At 47.7% G+C, this 19384-nt stretch carries 20 protein-coding genes; 12 read left to right on the forward strand and 8 right to left on the reverse strand.

All coding sequences use genetic code 11. From position 1 onward, the window contains the following. Positions 1-3: 3 nt before the first annotated feature. A complete protein-coding gene (locus E1B03_RS10295; protein ID WP_133086155.1) occupies positions 4-486 on the forward strand; it encodes a DUF1097 domain-containing protein in 483 nt (160 codons plus the stop codon). A 44-nt stretch (positions 487-530) separates the two neighbouring features. Here the strand turns inward: E1B03_RS10295 and csgG are convergent, their stop codons facing one another. Genes csgG through csgD form a run of 4 tightly spaced genes read right to left on the reverse strand, consistent with a single transcriptional unit; the run spans position 531 to position 2876 of the window. Then, positions 531-1364, reverse strand: coding sequence for a curli production assembly/transport protein CsgG (gene csgG, locus E1B03_RS10300; protein ID WP_003036082.1), 834 nt, complete (start codon positions 1362-1364; stop codon positions 531-533). Between the two features lie 25 nt (positions 1365-1389). Beyond that, positions 1390-1803, reverse strand: a complete 414-nt coding sequence (gene csgF, locus E1B03_RS10305) for a curli production assembly/transport protein CsgF (protein WP_103771476.1) — start codon at positions 1801-1803, stop codon at positions 1390-1392. 25 nt (positions 1804-1828) lie between these two features. Further along, positions 1829-2221, reverse strand: a complete 393-nt coding sequence (gene csgE / locus E1B03_RS10310; protein ID WP_103771475.1) for a curli production assembly/transport protein CsgE — start codon at positions 2219-2221, stop codon at positions 1829-1831. Between the two features lie 4 nt (positions 2222-2225). Next, complete coding sequence (gene csgD, locus E1B03_RS10315) at positions 2226-2876, reverse strand: biofilm master transcriptional regulator CsgD (RefSeq protein WP_133086156.1); 651 nt, start codon at positions 2874-2876, stop codon at positions 2226-2228. 761 nt (positions 2877-3637) lie between these two features. Here csgD and csgB point away from each other — a divergent pair. The 6 genes from csgB (at position 3638) to E1B03_RS10345 (ending at position 7518) form a co-directional block, all read left to right on the forward strand. Then, entirely contained in the window at positions 3638-4093 is a 456-nt protein-coding gene (csgB, locus tag E1B03_RS10320; protein ID WP_103771474.1) for a curli minor subunit CsgB, read from the forward strand. A 40-nt stretch (positions 4094-4133) separates the two neighbouring features. Further along, positions 4134-4586, forward strand: a complete 453-nt coding sequence (gene csgA, locus E1B03_RS10325) for a curli major subunit CsgA (protein WP_103771473.1) — start codon at positions 4134-4136, stop codon at positions 4584-4586. Positions 4587-4646: 60 nt separating this feature from the next. Then, a complete protein-coding gene (gene csgC, locus E1B03_RS10330; protein ID WP_133086157.1) occupies positions 4647-4979 on the forward strand; it encodes a curli assembly chaperone CsgC in 333 nt (110 codons plus the stop codon). A gap of 151 nt (positions 4980-5130) precedes the next feature. Beyond that, positions 5131-5451 (forward strand): type 1 fimbrial protein, encoded by a 321-nt coding sequence (locus tag E1B03_RS10335; RefSeq protein ID WP_133086158.1) that lies wholly within the window; start codon positions 5131-5133, stop codon positions 5449-5451. A gap of 101 nt (positions 5452-5552) precedes the next feature. After that, positions 5553-6095, forward strand: a complete 543-nt coding sequence (gene ymdB, locus E1B03_RS10340) for an O-acetyl-ADP-ribose deacetylase (RefSeq protein WP_103771470.1) — start codon at positions 5553-5555, stop codon at positions 6093-6095. Next, positions 6031-7518, forward strand: coding sequence for a phospholipase D family protein (locus E1B03_RS10345; RefSeq protein WP_103771469.1), 1488 nt, complete (start codon positions 6031-6033; stop codon positions 7516-7518). The genes ymdB and E1B03_RS10345 overlap by 65 nt, the downstream gene beginning before the upstream one ends. A 24-nt stretch (positions 7519-7542) precedes the next feature. On the opposite strand, the gene mdoC is transcribed toward E1B03_RS10345, so the two are convergent. Continuing rightward, positions 7543-8703 carry a glucans biosynthesis protein MdoC gene (mdoC, locus tag E1B03_RS10350; RefSeq protein ID WP_103771468.1) on the reverse strand — a complete coding sequence of 387 codons (1161 nt, stop codon included), beginning with the start codon at positions 8701-8703 and terminating at the stop codon, positions 7543-7545. A 271-nt stretch (positions 8704-8974) separates the two neighbouring features. Between mdoC and mdoG the strand changes: the two genes are divergently transcribed. From mdoG to E1B03_RS10370, 3 genes are all read left to right on the forward strand, one after another. Further along, positions 8975-10510: a glucans biosynthesis protein MdoG gene (mdoG, locus tag E1B03_RS10360; RefSeq protein ID WP_103771520.1), complete on the forward strand. Its 1536-nt coding sequence runs from the start codon at positions 8975-8977 to the stop codon at positions 10508-10510. Then, complete coding sequence (gene mdoH, locus E1B03_RS10365; protein WP_019076449.1) at positions 10503-13031, forward strand: glucans biosynthesis glucosyltransferase MdoH; 2529 nt, start codon at positions 10503-10505, stop codon at positions 13029-13031. Before mdoG ends, mdoH begins: the two co-directional genes overlap by 8 nt. A 99-nt stretch (positions 13032-13130) precedes the next feature. Continuing rightward, entirely contained in the window at positions 13131-13334 is a 204-nt protein-coding gene (locus tag E1B03_RS10370; protein WP_222841271.1) for a YceK/YidQ family lipoprotein, read from the forward strand. On the opposite strand, the gene E1B03_RS10375 is transcribed toward E1B03_RS10370, so the two are convergent. Then, positions 13335-13712 (reverse strand): MysB family protein, encoded by a 378-nt coding sequence (locus tag E1B03_RS10375; RefSeq protein WP_103771519.1) that lies wholly within the window; start codon positions 13710-13712, stop codon positions 13335-13337. It lies immediately after the preceding gene. A 679-nt stretch (positions 13713-14391) separates the two neighbouring features. On the opposite strand from E1B03_RS10375, the gene E1B03_RS10380 reads away from it, so the two are divergent. Next, positions 14392-15723, forward strand: a complete 1332-nt coding sequence (locus E1B03_RS10380; RefSeq protein WP_207949462.1) for an MASE4 domain-containing protein — start codon at positions 14392-14394, stop codon at positions 15721-15723. Between the two features lie 64 nt (positions 15724-15787). Here E1B03_RS10380 and mdtG read toward each other — a convergent pair whose 3' ends face one another. Then, positions 15788-17008 (reverse strand): multidrug efflux MFS transporter MdtG, encoded by a 1221-nt coding sequence (mdtG, locus tag E1B03_RS10385; protein ID WP_133086160.1) that lies wholly within the window; start codon positions 17006-17008, stop codon positions 15788-15790. A 155-nt stretch (positions 17009-17163) separates the two neighbouring features. Continuing rightward, positions 17164-18084, reverse strand: coding sequence for a Kdo(2)-lipid IV(A) acyltransferase (locus E1B03_RS10390; RefSeq protein WP_103771465.1), 921 nt, complete (start codon positions 18082-18084; stop codon positions 17164-17166). A 220-nt stretch (positions 18085-18304) separates the two neighbouring features. Here E1B03_RS10390 and trhO point away from each other — a divergent pair, with 220 nt between their 5' ends. After that, the gene (gene trhO / locus E1B03_RS10395) at positions 18305-19357 is read left to right on the forward strand and encodes an oxygen-dependent tRNA uridine(34) hydroxylase TrhO (protein WP_103771464.1); all 1053 of its coding nucleotides are present in this window, start codon (positions 18305-18307) and stop codon (positions 19355-19357) included. Positions 19358-19384 lie beyond the last annotated feature (27 nt).

The raw sequence follows: 19384 nt of genomic DNA on the forward strand, positions 1-19384 counted from the left end.
GGCATGAACATACTTCTCTCAATTGCAATCACAACGGGCATTCTCTCCGGGATCTGGGGATGGGTGGCCGTTTCTCTTGGTTTACTCAGTTGGGCTGGCTTTTTGGGCTGCACGGCCTATTTCGCCTGTCCGCAGGGTGGACTGAAAGGGCTGTGGATCTCGGCGTGTACGCTGCTAAGCGGTGTGGTGTGGGCGTTGGTGATTATTAACGGTAGCGCGCTTGCCCCGCATATGGACATTATTGGTTATGTCATAACGGGAATCGTCGCGTTTCTGATGTGTATTCAGGCCAAGCAATGGTTGCTTTCATTTGTGCCTGGCACATTTATTGGCGCATGTGCAACGTTTGCAGGGCAGGGGGACTGGCAGTTGGTCGTGCCTTCTTTGGCTCTGGGTTTGGTATTCGGCTACGCGATGAAAAACAGCGGGCTGTGGCTGGCGTCTCGCCGTGAAAATCGGCTGTCGTCGACGCTGAGCAGTAAATAAAAAAGCGTGAGGATTCCCTCACGCTTTTATGCCGTAACGACCAATCAGGATTCTGGTGGTACTGACATATGACGGTATTTAACCAGAATGTCATTATCCACTTGTTTCTTGTCTTGCAAATCCCACAACCCGCGATCAATCCCATCGTTAATCAGGAAGATAACACCGGTTTCAATTGCTGACATCAGACATAGCATAACCGGTTCGTTAGAGGTGTAGCCAATTTCACCTTCCAACAGTCGCTGGTAATCAATGAAGCGGAATACCCCAGCCTGTACTTCATAAGACAGAATAGTCTTGCTGGTATTCACCGATGAGAGAATTTCACCGGTACTGACGTTAACCACGCGCAGGTTTACCGCTATCTGGTCGAGCTGATACTGCGTATCCGCGCCAATACCGAAATAGCGCGCACCAACACCACCTGATTTAACGTTGCTTTCATAACCAATAATTGATCCTTCCACCATGACGTTTGCTGCGGTCAGAGATTGCAGTGGGATCCGGTTATTAATGGCGACAGTGCCGTTTTCCTGAGCCGCACGAATGATTTTTCGTTCGTTAAGCAGGTTCTGTAGCCCCTGACGTTCCAGCGGGACGAACCAACGAGAATCCTTCAATGCGGTGACAAGCATAGCCGTGGCGCTTTGCGGGACGGCGGTAGAGAAGTTACTCGCCGGGTAAGGTTTAAACTGGCCAGTCTCATCCTGGATATTGTAAACCGACACAAAGATCTTACCTGTAGGCATGGGCAGATGCGTCAAATCTTTATAGCTTTGGGCTCGGGGCATTAATGTCGGCTTAGCGGCTTCTTGGGGCGGGGCCGTTAAACATCCGCTGAGTAAAATTACTGCCACCATGATAAGTAAGCGCTGCATGATATTTTCCTTTCGTGGCTATAATTTAGAAATCGGTCGACTGGTTTTGTAAACCAGACACTTCTATCGTCGACGTTTTCCCCGTTTTCCTGTCCGTCACATTCAATTGCAGTTGCCCATCCCGGTTGGCGATATCAATAATAAAATCATTGGTTACCATCCTCCCTGGCTTACCGGTATTGATATTGGTGAGTAAGCCACCGAGAATTTGCGACTGGATTGCCTGGGTAAAGTTATCCAGCGCAGATGGCGTTTCAATCCCGAAATCATCACCACTCGGATCTTTATACGAGTTTTGTGCCTGGGCGCTGTTGAGTAAAAAAGAACCGTTGTTTGGGTTGCCACCAAAGTTAGGGTTGCGGAACTGGAACGTCATGTTTCCGGCCCAACTTAATGGTGAAATCAGCATGAGCAAAACCACTGCATGTTTAACACGCATGAAAGCCTCCGGACAAAATCATGTTTTAGAATTCATCGCGCGCTAAATCGCTTGTGCTTAATAGTGTTTGATCTATTTGCCTGCGATTTAATGCTTCTTCAGTTTCTGCCAATGCGAAGACAACTATTTTGTCGAAGTCTCTTTTCGTCGGGAATAAAAAAGTCTGGAAGATAACGTCCTGATTGACCGTTATGGTGATCCAACTTCCCCAACGCGCACTGGGCCTTTCATTAATAGTTAAGTTTCCTGTGTACTCGCTTTCCCACTTATCACTAAAGGCCCTATAAAAATCATGGCCAATGGAAGAGACAGTGTGGTCAGTTAACAGTCCGGGAACCTCCACCTCTACGGCCGCGTGTAGATTCCCGGTAGCAAGCAATAAATTTGCTGCCACAATCCAGGTCAAATAGCGTTTCATGGCTTTATCGCCTGAGGTTATCATTAGCCCACGAAACCGCCTGCGTACGATTTTTGACAGCTATCTTTTTGAAAAGATTATAAAGATGTGTTTTCACCGTATTTTCACTGATGAACAGTGAGCGAGCGATTTCAATATTTGAGGCGCCGATACGTAATTTATTAAGGATCTCTTTTTCACGGTGAGTGAGTAATGCCGACTCCGTGCTGTTATAACGGTAGTTCCCGGAATGCGTGATCAGGTAGCTGGCGAGCTTTTGTGAAAAGTAGCATTCACCGCGCAACACACCTTGCAAACCGCTTACCACACGTTGTTCATCTTCGGTTGCGTAAAATACGCCATTGATATGCGGCCAGTTTTCAATATCCCTGTAAGGATAATCATCTGGAGTATTCAACAATAACGTCTTTATATTGTTGTTTTTTCTGCTCAAATTATCTTGCCAGTAATGGATCAGTTTTTTATCTGCCTCCATCATATCGAGTAAAACAATGCAGCAGGAGGAAATATCATCCAGAGAACGTTGAATATTATGTAGTTTTCCGGTTAACGCCAGCGATTGCTTTAAATGCTGTAATAACGCAGTTGCCTGCAGGGATGGTTTTGTGATCAACAATAATGTATGACCATGAATACTATGGACTTCATTAAACATGATGAAACTCCACTTTTTTAGTCGCACACCTGACAGCTGTCTCTACTAAAATAGAGGCACCAGAAGTACTGACAGATGTTGCACTGCTGTGTAGAAATAAAATATCGACCCAAAGGGGTGAAAATATTAAAACAAATGGACTTCAACTGATTTCAATCTAGCTATTACAAATCTTAAAGCAAGTGTTAAACATGTTACAGAATGTAAATTTATATATTAAAATATGATTTTTGGGTTTTTGTGGAGTTTAGATTTGATAGTAAAGTTGTACATTTTAACGTTATTGCACAGATTTAAAAAATCATACAAATTATAATAAACAGTTGATTATTAAGTGTTAATTTTTTGATTAGATGGTCTTGGGTTTCTAATGAATTCTGATCTTTTTGTCTCACTTTAAGTTGAACAATTTTAGATGGAAAAAAATGATGCTTGTCACGACTTGTACCAATGACTATCTCAGTATCGCCTGCAAGGCCCAGAAAACGCGGGAAGCGGGCGTTCTTTGTTACTGCATAGAAATTCACTCACCGGCTTATAAAATAAATGAAATCCAAAGCTGTAACGGTATTATTCACGGTTAATTAGTACTTTGGGGTGAATCTGGATATAAAAATACCACTGGCGGGTGAGTTATTTAAAATGTTTCAGCAGACATACTCTTCATCGTAACGTGACGTTAACAAATGTAAGTCATGTTAACAACAATTTGAGTGGTAAATAATTTTAACTTTATGTACGACCAGGTCCAGGGTGACAACATGAAAAACAAGTTGTTATTTATGATGTTTACAATGCTGGGTGTGCCTGGGATTGCATCCGCTTCAAGTTATGATTTAGCTAATTCAGAATATAACTTCGCGGTAAATGAATTAAGTAAGTCTTCATTTAATCAGGCAGCCATTATTGGTCAGGTTGGCACTGCGAACAGTGCAAATACTCGTCAAGGGGGCTCGAAGTTATTGTCGGTCATTTCGCAAGAAGGTTCTGGTAACCGGGCGAAAACAGATCAGACGGGATCATATAACTTTGCATATATTGATCAAACGGGTAGTTCCAATGATGCAAGTATTAAACAAGGTTCATACGGTAATACGGCGGTGATTATCCAGAAAGGCTCTGGTAATAAAGCCAATATTACCCAGTACGGTACACAAAAAACAGCAGTTGTGGTGCAGAGACAGTCGCATATGGCAATTCGCGTTACTCAACGCTAATCCATTAACGACTTTTAAATCAATCCGATGGGGGTTTACCATGAAACTTTTAAAAGTGGCAGCATTCGCAGCAATCGTAGTTTCTGGCAGTGCTCTGGCTGGTGTTGTTCCGCAATGGGGCAGCAATAATCATCATGGTGGCGGTAGTAACTACGGCCCGGATTCTTCAATGAGCATCTACCAATATGGTTCAGGCAACGTAGCGAATGCGCTGCAAAGTGATGCGCGTAAATCAGATGTCACCATCACACAACACGGGCGTGGAAACGGGGCAGTTGTAGGACAAGGTGCTGATGACAGTACCATTAACCTGAAACAAAATGGTTTCCAGAACAGCGCCACTATCGATCAGTGGAATGCTAAAAATGCTGATATTAGCGTGACCCAGTTCGGCGGCCGTAACGGCGCGCTGGTAAATCAGACCGCGTCTGACTCCAACGTTCTGATCCGCCAGGTTGGTTTTGGCAACAACGCCACAGCTAACCAACACTAATTCAGTTTTCTGACTGATAATAAACAGGGCGTGAGCCCTGTTTTTTTTCGGGAGAATATAATGCATACGTTATTACTCATTGCCGCGCTGGCAAATCAAATAACATTCAACACCACTCAGCAAGGTGATATGTACACCATCATTCCTCAGGTGACGTTAACTCAACCATGTGTATGTGAGGTGCAAGTCCTTGCTATCCGTAAGGGGGAGGGGGGGCAAAGCCAATCGCAGCAGAAAACAAGCCTTTCGGTCTCCGCTAATCGGCCAATTGAATTAACAAAACTGAGCTTTAATATTTCACTGGCGGATTCGGTCAAAATTATCGTTACCGTTTCGGATGGGCAGTCTCTGCATCTGTCGCAACAATGGCCAGACTCAACCAGCCATCCATAGTTTTTTGCTGGATTTGCATTAAGGGTGTGGCTGGGAATGCGGTGCTGTTCTATGAATATAGAAACGGGTAATCGTTTTTATTTGATCGTAACTCGCAGCAGTGAAGGATCATTTCGATCCCTCAAGGATGATTAATCATTGAGGAACCCTTATGTGTACATTATTTAATCGTATTTTAAGTGCCAGTTTGTGTACTTTTTCTCTTTTAACCCTTCCTGCGATGGCGCAGCAAATCACAACCGGTGGAATTATTCACTTTCGCGGTGCAATAGTTGAACCGCCGTGCGACGTTAACACCCAGCAGCAACAAATTGAATTGTCATGTATCCGTGACGGGAGCAGCCGGCATAGTCTCTACAATCCACAACAAGTCGCTATGGCCCCTCAGAATGTGCAGCAAATTGCCACAGTCAAAATGCACTACCTTAATGAACAGAAAAATATGGCAATTCTTAATATTGAATATAAATGAATCGTTCCGGCGTAGATATGCATGCTTGTGGTTAAAAAGTGAGATTTCAAGGAAAACCCTGCTGTACACTTAACATATAGTGTTTTGTCAGGGGGGTACTTATGCAATCGCGTGTTCATGTGTTACATGGCGACATTACGACGGTCGCTGTTGATGTGATTGTCAACGCGGCCAATTCATCGCTACTGGGCGGCGGTGGCGTAGATGGGGCGATCCATCGCGCTGCCGGACCTGCGTTATTGGCGGCCTGTAAACAGGTTATCCAGCAACAGGGAGAATGCCCGACAGGGCATGCCGTTATTACTTTGGCGGGGGAACTGGCGGCAAAAGCGGTGATTCACACGGTAGGGCCCGTCTGGCAAGGTGGAGGTCATCAAGAGGCCGAACACCTCGAAGAGGCTTATTTAAATAGCCTGCAACTGGCTCTTGCCAATGGTTATCAATCTATTGCTTTTCCGGCGATCAGCACCGGAGCTTATGGCTATCCGCGTGCCGCTGCGGCAGAAATAGCGGTGAAAACGGTGTTAAGATTTATTACCCGCCGCGCGCTTCCTGATCAAATTTACTTCGTGTGCTTTGATGAAGAAAACGCCCAACTTTACAACAGATTGCTTACCCAACAAGGCGATGATAACGCGGACTGATATGACGCGACTTGAGCGTGCCATTACGCCACTGTGCGAAAACCACCCAGGAGAATGCGGCATTCTTACGTTGGATGACAGCCTGGATGCGTTTGCTGCTCGTTATCGGTTAACGGAAATGGCGGAACGTACCCTGGATGTGCAGTATTACATCTGGGAAAACGACATGTCCGGACTATTGCTCTTTTCCGTTCTGCTGGCCGCGGCGAAACGTGGCGTTCGGGTGCGTTTGCTGCTGGATGATAACAACACACCTGGCCTTGATGACACGCTGCGCTTGCTGGATAAGCACCCTAACATAGAAGTTCGCCTGTTTAATCCCTTTTCCTTTCGCATCCTGCGCGCTTTGGGCTATTTAACCGATTTTGCCCGGCTTAATCGGCGGATGCACAATAAAAGTTATACCGCCGACGGCGTAGTGACTCTCGTTGGAGGGCGTAATATCGGCGATGCCTATTTTGGTGCAGGCGAACAACCGCTGTTTTCCGACCTGGACGTCATGGCCATTGGGCCGGTTGTCAAAGATGTCGCGGATGATTTTGAGCGTTACTGGCACTGTCGCTCGGTGTCAACATTGCAAAACGTGCTTGAGATGTCTGAGTCAGATTACGTTCAGCGTATTGAGTTACCCGAATCCTGGTATAACGATGATATTACCCGTCGCTATTTGCATAAGCTGGAAACCAGCCAGTTTATGAGCAGTCTCGATCAAAGGTCGCTGCCGCTGATTTGGGCGAAAACGCGTTTGCTGAGCGATGACCCTGCAAAAGGTGAAGGGAAAGCGCCGCGCCACTCGCTATTACCGCAGCGTTTGTTTGACGTGATGGGCTCACCGACTGAACGTATCGATATTATTTCCGCCTACTTTGTGCCGACTCGAGCCGGTGTGGCACAGCTCCTGAGACTGGTAAGAAAAGGGGTCAAGATTGCTATTTTAACCAATTCACTGGCGGCGAATGATGTGGCAATCGTCCATGCGGGCTATGCGCGCTGGAGAAAAAAACTGCTGCGCTATGGCGTGGAATTATACGAGCTTAAACCGACCCTCGATCGCGTCTCGGTTGTTCACGATCGTGGATTAACCGGTAATTCAGGATCCAGCCTGCATGCCAAAACGTTCAGCATTGATGGCCGTAAAGTATTTATCGGTTCGCTTAATTTTGATCCCCGTTCGACGCTGCTCAATACGGAAATGGGGTTTGTGATTGAGAGCGAAGTGCTGGCCGAATTGATTCATCAACGGTTTATGCAAAGCCAGCGTGATATGGCCTGGCAACTACGCCTCGACCGCTGGGGGAGAATTAATTGGGTCGATCGGCTTGCTGGCAATGAACAGGTACTGAAAAAAGAACCCGCCACAGGATTCTGGAAGCGGGTTCTGGTAAAGCTGGCATCCGTGTTACCCATTGAGTGGCTGCTCTGAGCCACACAATGAATGCGAGAAAATCTAGCCAGCCACGGCCTTGTTTTTATCCTGCTTAACGGGCGGTTTACCCGAGAAGAGAAACTTCAGCACCGGTATACGTAAATGGATTTCGTACAATATCACCGCAATTCCAACCACAAACAGCAGACCGCAGAGAAAACCAAGCAGATTCGACGAGATATGTGGTGTGATGTAAGCGCCAAAAAACAGCGTTAACGGGTGGTGCACCAGATAGATAAACAGCGACGCGTTGACAAAATAGGTCACGCGGGCCGACTGGAAATTAAGCAAACGGTGACCCAACGAAAAGACGACGTTCACCATCCACAGCCCCATGACCATGGTAATGACATATTCGGTTTCATACATCCAGGCATCGCCGCTGCCATAACGCTGGTTGAGCAGGTATGCCGCAAACGCCAAACCTGCGCCTATCGTGCAGCCGCGCGACGGCGTGGTAAACAGCGCTTTCAGATTCGGGTTGATAAACGCCAGTGCGCCGAGCATAAAGAAAGGCACATAGAACAGCGTTTGCATAACAATAAAATTGAACATGCCATCGCTGAGAATCGAAGGATAAAGGATGAAAATCGTCCTTCTGACGGCGGCATAGCCGACGCCCAACAAGATAAAAATTAGCGTTAATTTAGTCATTGATACCGCAGGCGAGCTGGCGGCGTCGCTTTGCGTCAGCCTGTTTTTCATCTGGGTGAACACCCACATGCTCACGGTCGTTAACACCACCAGAACCAGTAAAAACCATAGATGGGAAATCAGCTCCCAGGCCAGCGCGTTATATTTATCGTAGCCGCTAAGGGTATGCCAGCTGTCTGCTTTCCCCTTTACGTATTGCAGCATGATAAATTGCGGCAGTGTAAGCAATGGAATCGCGGTTAGCATTGGGATCCCCACGCGTTCTACACGTACCTTCCACCAGCGCTTTAACGGATAGCGCAAAAAAAGCATGTAGGAAAAATAACCCGAAATGACAAAGAAGACCTGCATGCGAAAGGCATGAATAAAGTCGTTAAAAAGGGTCAACCACCATGACGGTTCCGCGCTGTTCACGTGCCAGGTGTGGGTCGAGTAAATCAATGAAATATGGAACGGGATCCCTAACAACATTAGCCAGGCACGGATGGAGTCAAGAAAATATTCGCGTGGTGGTGTTACAGAGCTCATAGACAGTTATGTATTCTCAGACTTTTCGTCTTATCCCTAAGACGAATAATGGTTACATTCGAGGGCAACCCTACACGAAGTCCAACAACCTGTCTCCAGGATAAGCACGCAAAGTGAAAACAGGCAGATGAACCTGCTTAAACCATGAGCCAGCGCGCGAACAATACAGGGATTCAGTTGTCGGAATACCCGATTATCCATTAAAATGGATCGGATCAATATAAGCACACAAAGGGGGAAGTGCTTACTAATTATGAAACATAAACTACAAATGATGAAAATGCGTTGGTTGGGTGCAGCAGTTATGTTAACGCTGTACACATCATCGAGCTGGGCGTTCAGCATTGATGATGTTGCAAAACAAGCTCAATCCTTAGCCGGTAAAGGCTATGAGGCGCCAAAAAGTAACTTGCCCTCCGTTTTCCGCGATATGAAATATGCGGATTATCAGCAGATCCAGTTTAATCGCGATAAAGCCTACTGGAGCAATCTCAAGACCCCATTTAAGCTCGAGTTCTACCACCAGGGTATGTACTTCGACACACCGGTCAAAATCAACGAAGTTACCGCTACTGCGGTGAAAAGAATCAAATACAGCCCGGATTACTTTAATTTTGGCGATGTTCAGCATGATAAAGACACGGTAAAAGATCTCGGTTTCGCCGGGTTCAAAGTGCTGTATCCGATCAACAGCAAAGATAAAAACGACGAAATTGTCAGCATGCTCGGTGCCAGCTATTTCCGTGTTCTGGGTGCAGGACAGGTCTACGGTCTGTCTGCTCGCGGTCTCGCGATTGATACCGCGCTGCCTTCTGGCGAAGAATTTCCCCGCTTCCGTGAGTTTTGGATCGAGCGTCCGAAACCAACTGATAAACGTTTGACCATTTATGCCTTGCTGGATTCTCCGCGCGCAACCGGAGCGTATCGCTTTGTCATCATTCCAGGTCGTGACACGGTAGTCGATGTTCAGTCCAAAGTTTATCTACGCGACAAAGTGGGCAAACTGGGCGTGGCACCGTTAACCAGTATGTTCCTGTTCGGGCCAAACCAGCCTTCTCCGACAACGAACTATCGTCCGGAACTGCACGACTCTAACGGTTTGTCCATCCACGCAGGTAACGGTGAGTGGATTTGGCGTCCGCTGAATAACCCGAAACATCTCGCGGTGAGCAGCTTTGCTATGGAAAATCCACAAGGTTTCGGTCTGCTACAGCGTGGCCGTCAGTTCTCGCGTTTTGAAGATATCGACGATCGTTATGATCTGCGTCCGAGCGCCTGGATCACGCCAAAAGGTGACTGGGGTAAAGGTAAGATTGAGTTAGTTGAAATCCCAACTAACGATGAAACGAACGATAACATTGTTGCCTACTGGACGCCGGATCAACTGCCAGAAGCCGGTAAAGAGATGAACTTCAAGTACACCCTGACGTTCACGCGTGATGAAGACAAGCTTCATGCGCCTGATAGCGCCTGGGTACAGCAGACCCGTCGTTCTACCGGTGATGTAAAACAGTCCAACCTGATTCGTCAGCCTGACGGTACCATCGCGTTTGTGGTGGACTTTACCGGCACAGATATGAAAAAGCTGCCGCAGGATACTCCGGTTACCGCACAAACCAGTATTGGCGACAACGGCGAAATCGTTGAAAGCACCGTGCGCTACAACCCGGTCTCTAAAGGTTGGCGTTTGATGCTGCGCGTGAAAGTGAAAGACGTGAAGAAAACCACTGAAATGCGTGCTGCCTTGGTCAATGCCGATCAGACGCTGAGTGAAACCTGGAGCTACCAGTTACCTGCCAATGAATAAGACAACTGAGTATATTGACGCAATGCCGCTTTCGGATATCGAAAAAGCGGCACTGCCGAAAACTGACATCCGCGCCGTTCATCAGGCGCTGGATGCCGAGCATCGTACGTACTCGCGCGAAGATGATTCACCGCAGGGTTCTGTGAAAGCTCGCCTTGAGCAAGCATGGCCGGATTCTCTGGCGAAAGAGCAGTTGGTTAAGGATGATGAGGGGCGCGATCAGCTGCAGGCGATGCCAAAAGCAACGCGTACCTCTATGTTCCCCGATCCCTGGCGTACCAATCCGGTTGGCCGTTTTTGGGACCGTCTGCGTGGGCGTGATGTAACGCCGCGGTATCTTTCGCGTTTGACGAAAGAAGAACAAGAGAGCGAGCAAAAATGGCGTACCGTTGGCACCATTCGCCGCTATACGCTGCTGATCTTAACGCTGGCGCAAACGGTGGTAGCGACCTGGTATATGAAGACAATCCTTCCGTATCAGGGTTGGGCATTCATTAATCCGGTAGACATGATGGGGCAGGATTTGTGGGTCTCCTTTATGCAACTACTGCCCTATATGCTCCAGACCGGCATTCTGATTTTGTTTGCCGTGCTTTTCTGTTGGGTATCAGCGGGATTCTGGACCGCGCTGATGGGCTTCCTGCAACTGCTGATTGGGCGAGATAAGTACAGTATCTCCGCTTCAACGGTAGGGGACGAACCGCTGAATCCCGAACACCGTACCGCGTTGATTATGCCTATCTGTAACGAGGACGTTGACCGCGTATTTGCGGGACTTCGCGCCACGTGGGAGTCGGTTAAAGCAACGGGCAACGCCGAGCATTTCGATGTTTACATTCTGAGCGACAGCTACAACCCCGATATCTGCGTAGCGGAACAAAAAGCGTGGATGGAACTGATTGCCGAAGTGCAGGGCGAAGGACAGATTTTCTACCGCCGTCGTCGTCGTCGCGTGAAGCGTAAAAGCGGCAACATTGATGACTTCTGCCGTCGCTGGGGAAATCAGTACAGCTATATGGTTGTGCTGGACGCGGACTCCGTGATGAGCGGTGACTGTCTGAGCGGGCTGGTGCGCCTGATGGAAGCGAATCCAAATGCCGGTATCATCCAGTCTTCGCCGAAGGCTTCCGGTATGGATACGCTGTATGCGCGCTGCCAACAGTTTGCGACCCGTGTTTATGGTCCGCTGTTTACCGCCGGGCTTCACTTTTGGCAATTGGGTGAATCGCACTACTGGGGCCATAACGCGATTATTCGCGTGAAGCCGTTTATCGAGCACTGTGCACTCGCGCCGTTACCAGGGGAGGGCTCATTTGCAGGATCAATCCTCTCTCATGACTTCGTGGAAGCGGCATTGATGCGTCGTGCTGGCTGGGGCGTGTGGATTGCCTACGATCTGCCGGGTTCTTATGAAGAGCTGCCGCCAAACCTGCTGGATGAACTCAAGCGTGACCGCCGCTGGTGCCACGGCAACCTGATGAACTTCCGTCTGTTCCTGGTTAAGGGGATGCACCCGGTTCACCGTGCGGTGTTCCTGACCGGCGTTATGTCCTATCTGTCCGCGCCGCTTTGGTTTATGTTCCTCGCGCTGTCTACCGCTTTGCAGGTGGTGCACGCGTTGACGGAACCGCAGTACTTCCTGCAACCGCGTCAGCTGTTCCCGGTATGGCCGCAGTGGCGTCCTGAGCTGGCTATCGCGCTGTTTGCTTCAACGATGGTGCTGCTGTTCCTGCCGAAGCTGCTGAGTATTTTACTTATCTGGTGTAAAGGGACAAAAGAGTACGGCGGGTTTATCCGCGTCACGCTGTCGTTGCTGCTGGAGGTTCTGTTCTCCGTGCTGCTGGCTCCGGTGCGCATGCTGTTCCATACCGTCTTCGTCGTGAGCGCTTTCCTCGGTTGGGAAGTGGTGTGGAATTCACCGCAGCGCGATGACGATTCCACCCCGTGGGGTGAAGCGTTTATGCGTCACGGGTCTCAGTTACTGCTGGGGCTGGTATGGGCGGTAGGCATGGCCTGGCTGGATTTGCGTTTCCTGTTCTGGCTGGCGCCGATTGTCTTCTCGCTGATCCTGTCACCGTTTGTTTCCGTGATTTCCAGCCGTTCGACGGTTGGGTTACGTACCAAGCGCTGGAAGCTGTTCCTGATCCCGGAAGAGTATTCTCCGCCGCAGGTGCTGGTGGATACGGATACTTATCTGGTGATGAACCGTAATCGTACGTTAGACGACGGTTTTATGCATGCGGTGTTCAACCCATCGTTTAACGCACTGGCAACGGCAATGGCGACTGCGCGTCACCGCGCCAGTAACGTGCTTGAGATTGCCCGTGACCGTCATGTGGAGCAGGCGCTGAACGAAACGCCGGAGAAACTGAATCGCGATCGACGTCTGGTGCTGTTGAGCGATCCTGTGACGATGGCGCGTTTACACTATCGCGTCTGGAACTCACCTGATAAGTACTCTTCGTGGGTGAATTACTATCAGGGGCTGACCCTGAACCCGCTGGCGCTCAGGAAAAAATAAGCGTTCAGTTACCTGAAAATACCGGCCTGGTGCCGGTATTTTTTTATACTCAATAAATCAGTCGGGAGATATCAGGTGCGAATATTGGCAGTGGGGATCATGGTGTTCTTCCTGAGCGGATGCGGCAGTATTATTAGTCGAACTATCCCAGGACAAGGGCACGGAAACCAATACTATCCGGGCGTGCAATGGGATGTCAGGGACTCCGCGTGGCGCTACGTCACCATCCTCGACCTGCCATTTTCGCTGGTGTTTGATACGCTGCTGCTGCCGCTCGACATTCACCATGGACCTTATGAGTAACTATCGCTCATCCCATTCATCGGCTGCGGTCTGACCCTCTTCAGTATCAAGGGGCGGTTCCAGCTGGAATTCACCTTCATCCCATTCGTGAAGCGTGTTTTCTTCCTGCCACTCCTGGCGGATCTCAATTTCATCATAGTCGCCATCGAAAACGCTCTGGGCTGCTTCTCCGCTCAGCATTGGCAGACATTCACCATCTACATCATCTTCGTCAGCAAAGAATTCCGCCTGCCACATAATGTCGCCATCCTGTAGCACGTATTTTTGTACGCTTAGCTGTTGAACGCTTGCTTCGTCAGGCGCAAGGTCAGGGTTATCAGCCAGAAATACTTCACGAGCCGCATCAATAGCCTCTTCCAGCGTGGCATAAAAATACATGTCATTCTTTGCCATAATCCTTCTCCTAATGTGAACAATAAATGATGATTATTCAATCTATAGACGCCGTTTCGCAGAGCGTCAAACCCGTTAGCTGCGTGGCTAACTTAAACGGATAGCGACTGGCTGCAATGGCTACAGAACTTGGCTGGTAGTTTATGGAAAAATTTACATTGGCAGAAGCTGAAGCTGGCGTAATATCAGGAAAAAAAATCAACAAAAAAAAGTAATGTTTCTGATTTAGCATGGAGTAATCATAATCAAAAAAATAATAGCTGACCTTATATAAGGAAAGCTTCAGTGTTGAACGTCATTTTTTAGGTGTTTTAGGGTGTTAATGCGAATGACTATGAAGTCATTCGCATAACCTAATGAAAGTAAATAAAAAGATAATACCCGATACGGAAGTGTTGCAGATGTAATCATTGAAAATGGCTAAACTTACCAGTGTTTCTGGAAATGGAAAAGTATCTTTTGTGTGTCGAGATCGTTAATGGTGTGAGTGGTAATAAAAGAAAATACATAATAATAGATGATTAATGACAAAGGTTATAAATCTAAAAGAAACCATTAAATAAGAAATGAATAAGTGTCATTGAAGTTGTACGGGGATAATAGTTTGCAAAACCTTATGCTTTATTATATAAAATGCAAAATTAAGAATTCCCTTAAGGTTGTTATGGATAACGGTAATTCAAATAATGGAAGGTTAATGGCTTTCTATATAGTCTGTTTGACTAGCTATGTCCTTGGTGGTTTGTATCTTACACAATTTAAATTAACGATACAAAGTGTCCCGCAAACAGTATATCTGATTGTGATTGTAGGCTTGTTCTTTTTATATGGGATAATTTTCCTTTTTATGTTGTTTCAGTATCTTTGTAGAAAAGATCTCACCTGCCTCATGATATTAGGTATGGCGTTTCTTGGGAATAACATATTTTTCGTCGAGACTATCTACATCGTACAAGACTTGATTAATGATCATGCTTCAATCGAAAAAAGAACTAACGATATAGCTATATTCTATTACTTTCGGCAGGTTAGTTTCATCGCTCTGCTATTTGTTTCATTGAAATCTTATAAAATATCCTCGACAGTTATTGAAACCAAAGAAAGAGAACCTTGCTATATCGTTCTGGCTTTTTTAATTATGATTGTTATCTCGGTGATGGCGCACACTCTGGCCAGCTACAATCCTAATTTTACACTCGAGATCACCAGTCTGAAGCCTGATAATGCTACGGTGCACTGGCATATTGGGTACATTTATTCGCTTATTGTGTCCTGGGGACTGGTCCTGTTGTATTTAATCATTAAAACCAGGACGCACAATATACTGTGGAAAAGCATAGGACTCGTGTGTTGCTCAGCAATATTAACCAATGTATTACTTCTGAGCCTGGATGAATATAGCATGTATATTTGGTATATCAGTCGCGGGATTGAGGTGATAAGTACCCTGTGCATAATCTCAATACTGATGTACAACACCTTTATCATCCTAAAAAAGGAAACGGATTCAGCTATCAAAGACGCAATGACTAAAATATATAACCGTAAACTATTCTATAAGTCATTAAAATCATCGTTAGCAAAAGGCGCAGTGTGTGTAATGGTTCTGGATATTGATAAGTTTAAACGGATTAATGATACCTACGGTCACCAGGAAGGTGACAGAGTAATAATCAGCATTGTCGATATTATCAATAAATCAATCAGAGATACGGATATTTTTGCCAGAGTAGGCGGTGAAGAATTTGCGATCCTTCTTAAATGTAACGATAAAGATGAGGCAATTGTTGTTGCAGAGCGAATTAGGCGAAATGTACAGAATGGTACGACAATACCAAACTCATATGAGTTAAAAGAAAAAATGACGATCAGTATCGGGGTCTATTGTAGCAAAATTGATGATGAATCTGCGGATAAAGTTGTTTCATATGCCGATGCTGCTTTGTATGAAGCCAAAAACTCTGGTAGAAATAAGGTGTGTTACTATTATCATTAAGACTGGAAAGTACGTCGTGGTTGATAAACTTATTACTCCGATCTTACAAATATAAATGCACAAATCATCCCAAGACCTCCGTACTCCGGCGACGGCGCAGGCTATTCCATGAGTAGATGGCGTTAAACAGTACGACGCCAGCGGTCACACAGAAAACGGCGCGAAAACCGTAGTTGGCGGATATTGCCGCCCCCATTAAGGGACCTGTTACGTTGCCGATATCGCGAAATGACTGGTTATAACTGAAAATACGTCCGGCGATCTGATTGGTTGAGTTATAAACCAGTAGCGTTTGTACCGCCGGAAGGAGGGCCCCGTCGGCTGCACCCAATAAAAAACGCAGAACGCCAAGCTGCCAGGGCGATTGTACAAACGACATTGGAATAAGCAGCAGTACGGAGATAACCAGAGCAACAATCAGGATCTTCTCCGGGCCAATTCGGTCACCGAGTTTGCCAAGTCTTGGGGCGCTAATTAATGCAGCCACACCCGGTACGGAGGCGATCATCCCGCTGATAAAGGCGATATTACTGACGTTACCAGCCAGTTCGCGAACGTACAGCGTCAGAATTGGCGCAATAGAGCCGGTTGCTACCTGAATGATCAGGGTAGTGACGAACAGGCTCAACACCAGTTTGGGGTTCTTTAACGAGGCCACAACTTCACGAATGTGCAGCATTTCTTTCTTGCTCACCGGCTGGAAACGCTCGCGGATAAAAAAAAGCGTCAGGATGAAGCAGAGGAGAAGTACGCTGGCAGTGATGAAAAAGACCGGGCGTAGCCCGTACTGATCTGCGAGCAGACCGCCCGCCAGGGGCCCAAGTAACGCACCGCTAACGCCGCCGGTGGAAAGCGTTCCCAGCGCCCAGCCGCTTTTATTGCGTGGAACCTGGGTGGCGATCAACGCATTAGCGTTGGGAATGAAACCGCCGAGCAGGCCCAACAGGGCGCGCAAGACTAAGAACTGCCAGATATTTTGCGCCAGCCCCATCAGCAGCATCACAATAGCCATGCCCAACGCGGAGCGCAGCAGCATGATTTTTCGCCCTTTGCGATCGGCAAGGCCACCCCAGAAAGGAGAAGCGATGGCGGAAAAGAGAAACGTGATGCTGAAGACCAGGCCTGACCACATGTTCAGGGCGCTATGACCCGTGACGCCCAGACTCTCGACATAGAGCGGCAAAAAGGGCATGACCAGGCTAAAGGCTGCGCCGGTTAAAAAACAACCCAACCAGGCAACGGTGAGGTTACGTTTCCAGTTGATGGGGGCATCTGAGGCTGACATAGCGTTCCGCAGTGTGACGCGCTGTTTGCGCTATCGATTGAATATAAGTAAGCAGACTAATTATGCGCCTGGTTGATAGTTGCTGCAATGCGGATAGCAGTTAAACCTAAAGCAGGTAGGAAAGGTGTTGCAGCCCACAGGACTGCAACAACGCTTTAGTACAGAGAAGGGGAGCCTTCGGGACGCGTCTTGAAGCGACGATGCAGCCACATATATTGCTCTGGCGCCATCATGATGCATTGCTCAACAATCTTATTCATCCACGCAGCCGTAGTTTCCGCGTCGTCTAACGGCGGAGAACACTCCGGAGGCAGCATAATCAATTGATACCCCTTACCGTCAGGCTTGCGGCGAGGAACAAACGGTACCAGACAGGCATTGGACATGCGCGAAAGCATCCAGGTCCCGGAGGTCGTTGCGGCTTGTTCAACAGCAAAAAGCGGTACGAACACGCTGGCGCGAGGACCGTAGTCATGATCCGGCGCATACCAGACCACTTCGCCTTTTTTCAACGCCTTAATCATTCCTTTCAGGTCTTTACGATCGAGCATTGATTTATTCGAGCGCATACGGCCCCAGGTTTGTAGCCAGTCGAGCAGCGGGTTGTCGTTAGGGCGATACACACCAATACCCGGCTCCTGCAAACCAAACTGACGCGCACCCAGTTCAAGGGTCAGAAAGTGCAGACCCACTAACAAAATTCCCCGCTTTTGCGCCTGAACGTCGCGGATATGCTCCATCCCAATCACTTCTGTCCAGCGTGAAATGCGCTTGTCGGACCAAAACCAGGCCATACCGGTTTCCATCACGCCCATACCCACGGACTCAAAGTTCTTGACGACCATCTGCTGGCGTTCCTGCTCGCTCATCTGCGGGAAGCACAGTTCCAGATTACGGGATACAATTTTTGCCCGACGTTTCATCAAACGTAACGCCAGGCGACCTAATGCGCAGCCCAACTTATAAAGAATCGGGTAGGGTAACTGCACGATTAACCAAAGGAAGCCAATGCCCAGCCAGGTTAACCAATAACGTGGATGCAGTAACGCAGCCGAAAACTTGGGTAAATTCGTCATGTCTATCCTGTCTTCAAACGACCAATTCCCTGTATTGTCGCATTTTTTCGCGCGTATCAAAAATTTGTGACGGGAGAACGGTGATTTAACCAGCAGTTGTTGTTACACGTTTATATTGAAGTAAGAAATGTAGCGTAAAATGTGTGGATGTAAATTGGCGAGGTTTGCTTTATTATGCCGCCGATTTTCATTTACTCCCAATTTGCAGGATACGTACACCATGCCAGTGTTACACAACCGCATTTCGAATGACGCCCTCAAAGCCAAAATGCTGGCCGAGACTGAACCACGCACGACGATCTCATTCTATAAATATTTCACGATCCCTAATCCTCAGGACACGCGTGATGCGCTGTACCAACTGTTCACTGCGTTGAACGTTTTCGGGCGCGTCTATCTTGCCCATGAAGGAATCAACGCGCAAATCAGTGTGCCGCAAAGCCACGTCGAAGCATTTCGCCAGCAGCTTTATGCGTTTAATCCCGCATTAAACGGATTACGTCTAAATATTGCGCTGGATGATGACGGTAAATCGTTCTGGGTGCTGCGCATGAAAGTGCGTGAACGCATTGTGGCGGATGGGATTGACGATCCGCAATTTGACGCCAGCAACGTGGGGGATTACCTGAAGGCGGCGGAAGTGAACGCTATGCTGGACGATCCTGACGCGGTATTCATTGATATGCGTAACCACTATGAATACGAGGTGGGTCATTTCGAGAATGCGCTGGAAATTCCGGCAGACACGTTCCGTGACCAGTTGCCGAAAGCGGTTGAAATGATGCAGGAGCATAAAGATAAAAAAATCGTTATGTACTGCACGGGTGGGATCCGTTGTGAGAAAGCCAGCGCCTGGATGAAACACAACGGATTTAGCAAAGTCTGGCACATTGAGGGCGGTATTATTGAATATGCCCGTAAGGCCCGTGAACAGGGACTTCCGGTGCGCTTTGTCGGTAAAAACTTCGTTTTTGATGAGCGTATGGGCGAAAGAATTTCTGACGATGTCATTGCGCATTGCCATCAATGTGGAACGGCGTGCGATAGCCATACTAATTGCAAAAATGATGGCTGCCATCTGCTATTTATTCAGTGCCCGGCCTGTGCACAGAAGTATAACGGCTGCTGTAGCGAATTATGTAGCGAAGAGAGCGAGTTGCCAGAAGAGGAGCAGCGGCGTCTTCGCGCGGGCCGTGAGAATGGCAACAAGATCTTTAATAAATCACGCGGTCGCCTGAATACCAAACTGGGGATTCCAGATCCCACGCAATAACATAATGCCGGATGAGGGGCTGAACCT

The sequence above is a fragment of the Citrobacter arsenatis genome, assembly GCF_004353845.1.
In the GTDB taxonomy this organism is placed as follows: Bacteria; Pseudomonadota; Gammaproteobacteria; order Enterobacterales; family Enterobacteriaceae; genus Citrobacter; species Citrobacter arsenatis.

Coding starts and splice junctions, on each gene's coding strand:
- mdoG (WP_103771520.1), top strand. CDS start 8,975: ATGATGAAAATGCGTTGGTTGGGTGCAGCAGTTATGTTAACGCTGTAC.
- mdtG (WP_133086160.1), bottom strand. CDS start 17,008: ATGTCAGCCTCAGATGCCCCCATCAACTGGAAACGTAACCTCACCGTT.
- csgA (WP_103771473.1), top strand. CDS start 4,134: ATGAAACTTTTAAAAGTGGCAGCATTCGCAGCAATCGTAGTTTCTGGC.
- E1B03_RS10390 (WP_103771465.1), bottom strand. CDS start 18,084: ATGACGAATTTACCCAAGTTTTCGGCTGCGTTACTGCATCCACGTTAT.
- csgF (WP_103771476.1), bottom strand. CDS start 1,803: ATGCGTGTTAAACATGCAGTGGTTTTGCTCATGCTGATTTCACCATTA.
- trhO (WP_103771464.1), top strand. CDS start 18,305: ATGCCAGTGTTACACAACCGCATTTCGAATGACGCCCTCAAAGCCAAA.
- csgC (WP_133086157.1), top strand. CDS start 4,647: ATGCATACGTTATTACTCATTGCCGCGCTGGCAAATCAAATAACATTC.
- E1B03_RS10345 (WP_103771469.1), top strand. CDS start 6,031: ATGAAGAAAACGCCCAACTTTACAACAGATTGCTTACCCAACAAGGCG.
- csgE (WP_103771475.1), bottom strand. CDS start 2,221: ATGAAACGCTATTTGACCTGGATTGTGGCAGCAAATTTATTGCTTGCT.
- ymdB (WP_103771470.1), top strand. CDS start 5,553: ATGCAATCGCGTGTTCATGTGTTACATGGCGACATTACGACGGTCGCT.
- E1B03_RS10295 (WP_133086155.1), top strand. CDS start 4: ATGAACATACTTCTCTCAATTGCAATCACAACGGGCATTCTCTCCGGG.
- csgG (WP_003036082.1), bottom strand. CDS start 1,364: ATGCAGCGCTTACTTATCATGGTGGCAGTAATTTTACTCAGCGGATGT.
- E1B03_RS10380 (WP_207949462.1), top strand. CDS start 14,392: ATGGATAACGGTAATTCAAATAATGGAAGGTTAATGGCTTTCTATATA.
- mdoC (WP_103771468.1), bottom strand. CDS start 8,703: ATGAGCTCTGTAACACCACCACGCGAATATTTTCTTGACTCCATCCGT.
- csgD (WP_133086156.1), bottom strand. CDS start 2,876: ATGTTTAATGAAGTCCATAGTATTCATGGTCATACATTATTGTTGATC.
- csgB (WP_103771474.1), top strand. CDS start 3,638: ATGAAAAACAAGTTGTTATTTATGATGTTTACAATGCTGGGTGTGCCT.
- mdoH (WP_019076449.1), top strand. CDS start 10,503: ATGAATAAGACAACTGAGTATATTGACGCAATGCCGCTTTCGGATATC.
- E1B03_RS10335 (WP_133086158.1), top strand. CDS start 5,131: ATGTGTACATTATTTAATCGTATTTTAAGTGCCAGTTTGTGTACTTTT.
- E1B03_RS10370 (WP_222841271.1), top strand. CDS start 13,131: ATGGTGTTCTTCCTGAGCGGATGCGGCAGTATTATTAGTCGAACTATC.
- E1B03_RS10375 (WP_103771519.1), bottom strand. CDS start 13,712: ATGTATTTTTATGCCACGCTGGAAGAGGCTATTGATGCGGCTCGTGAA.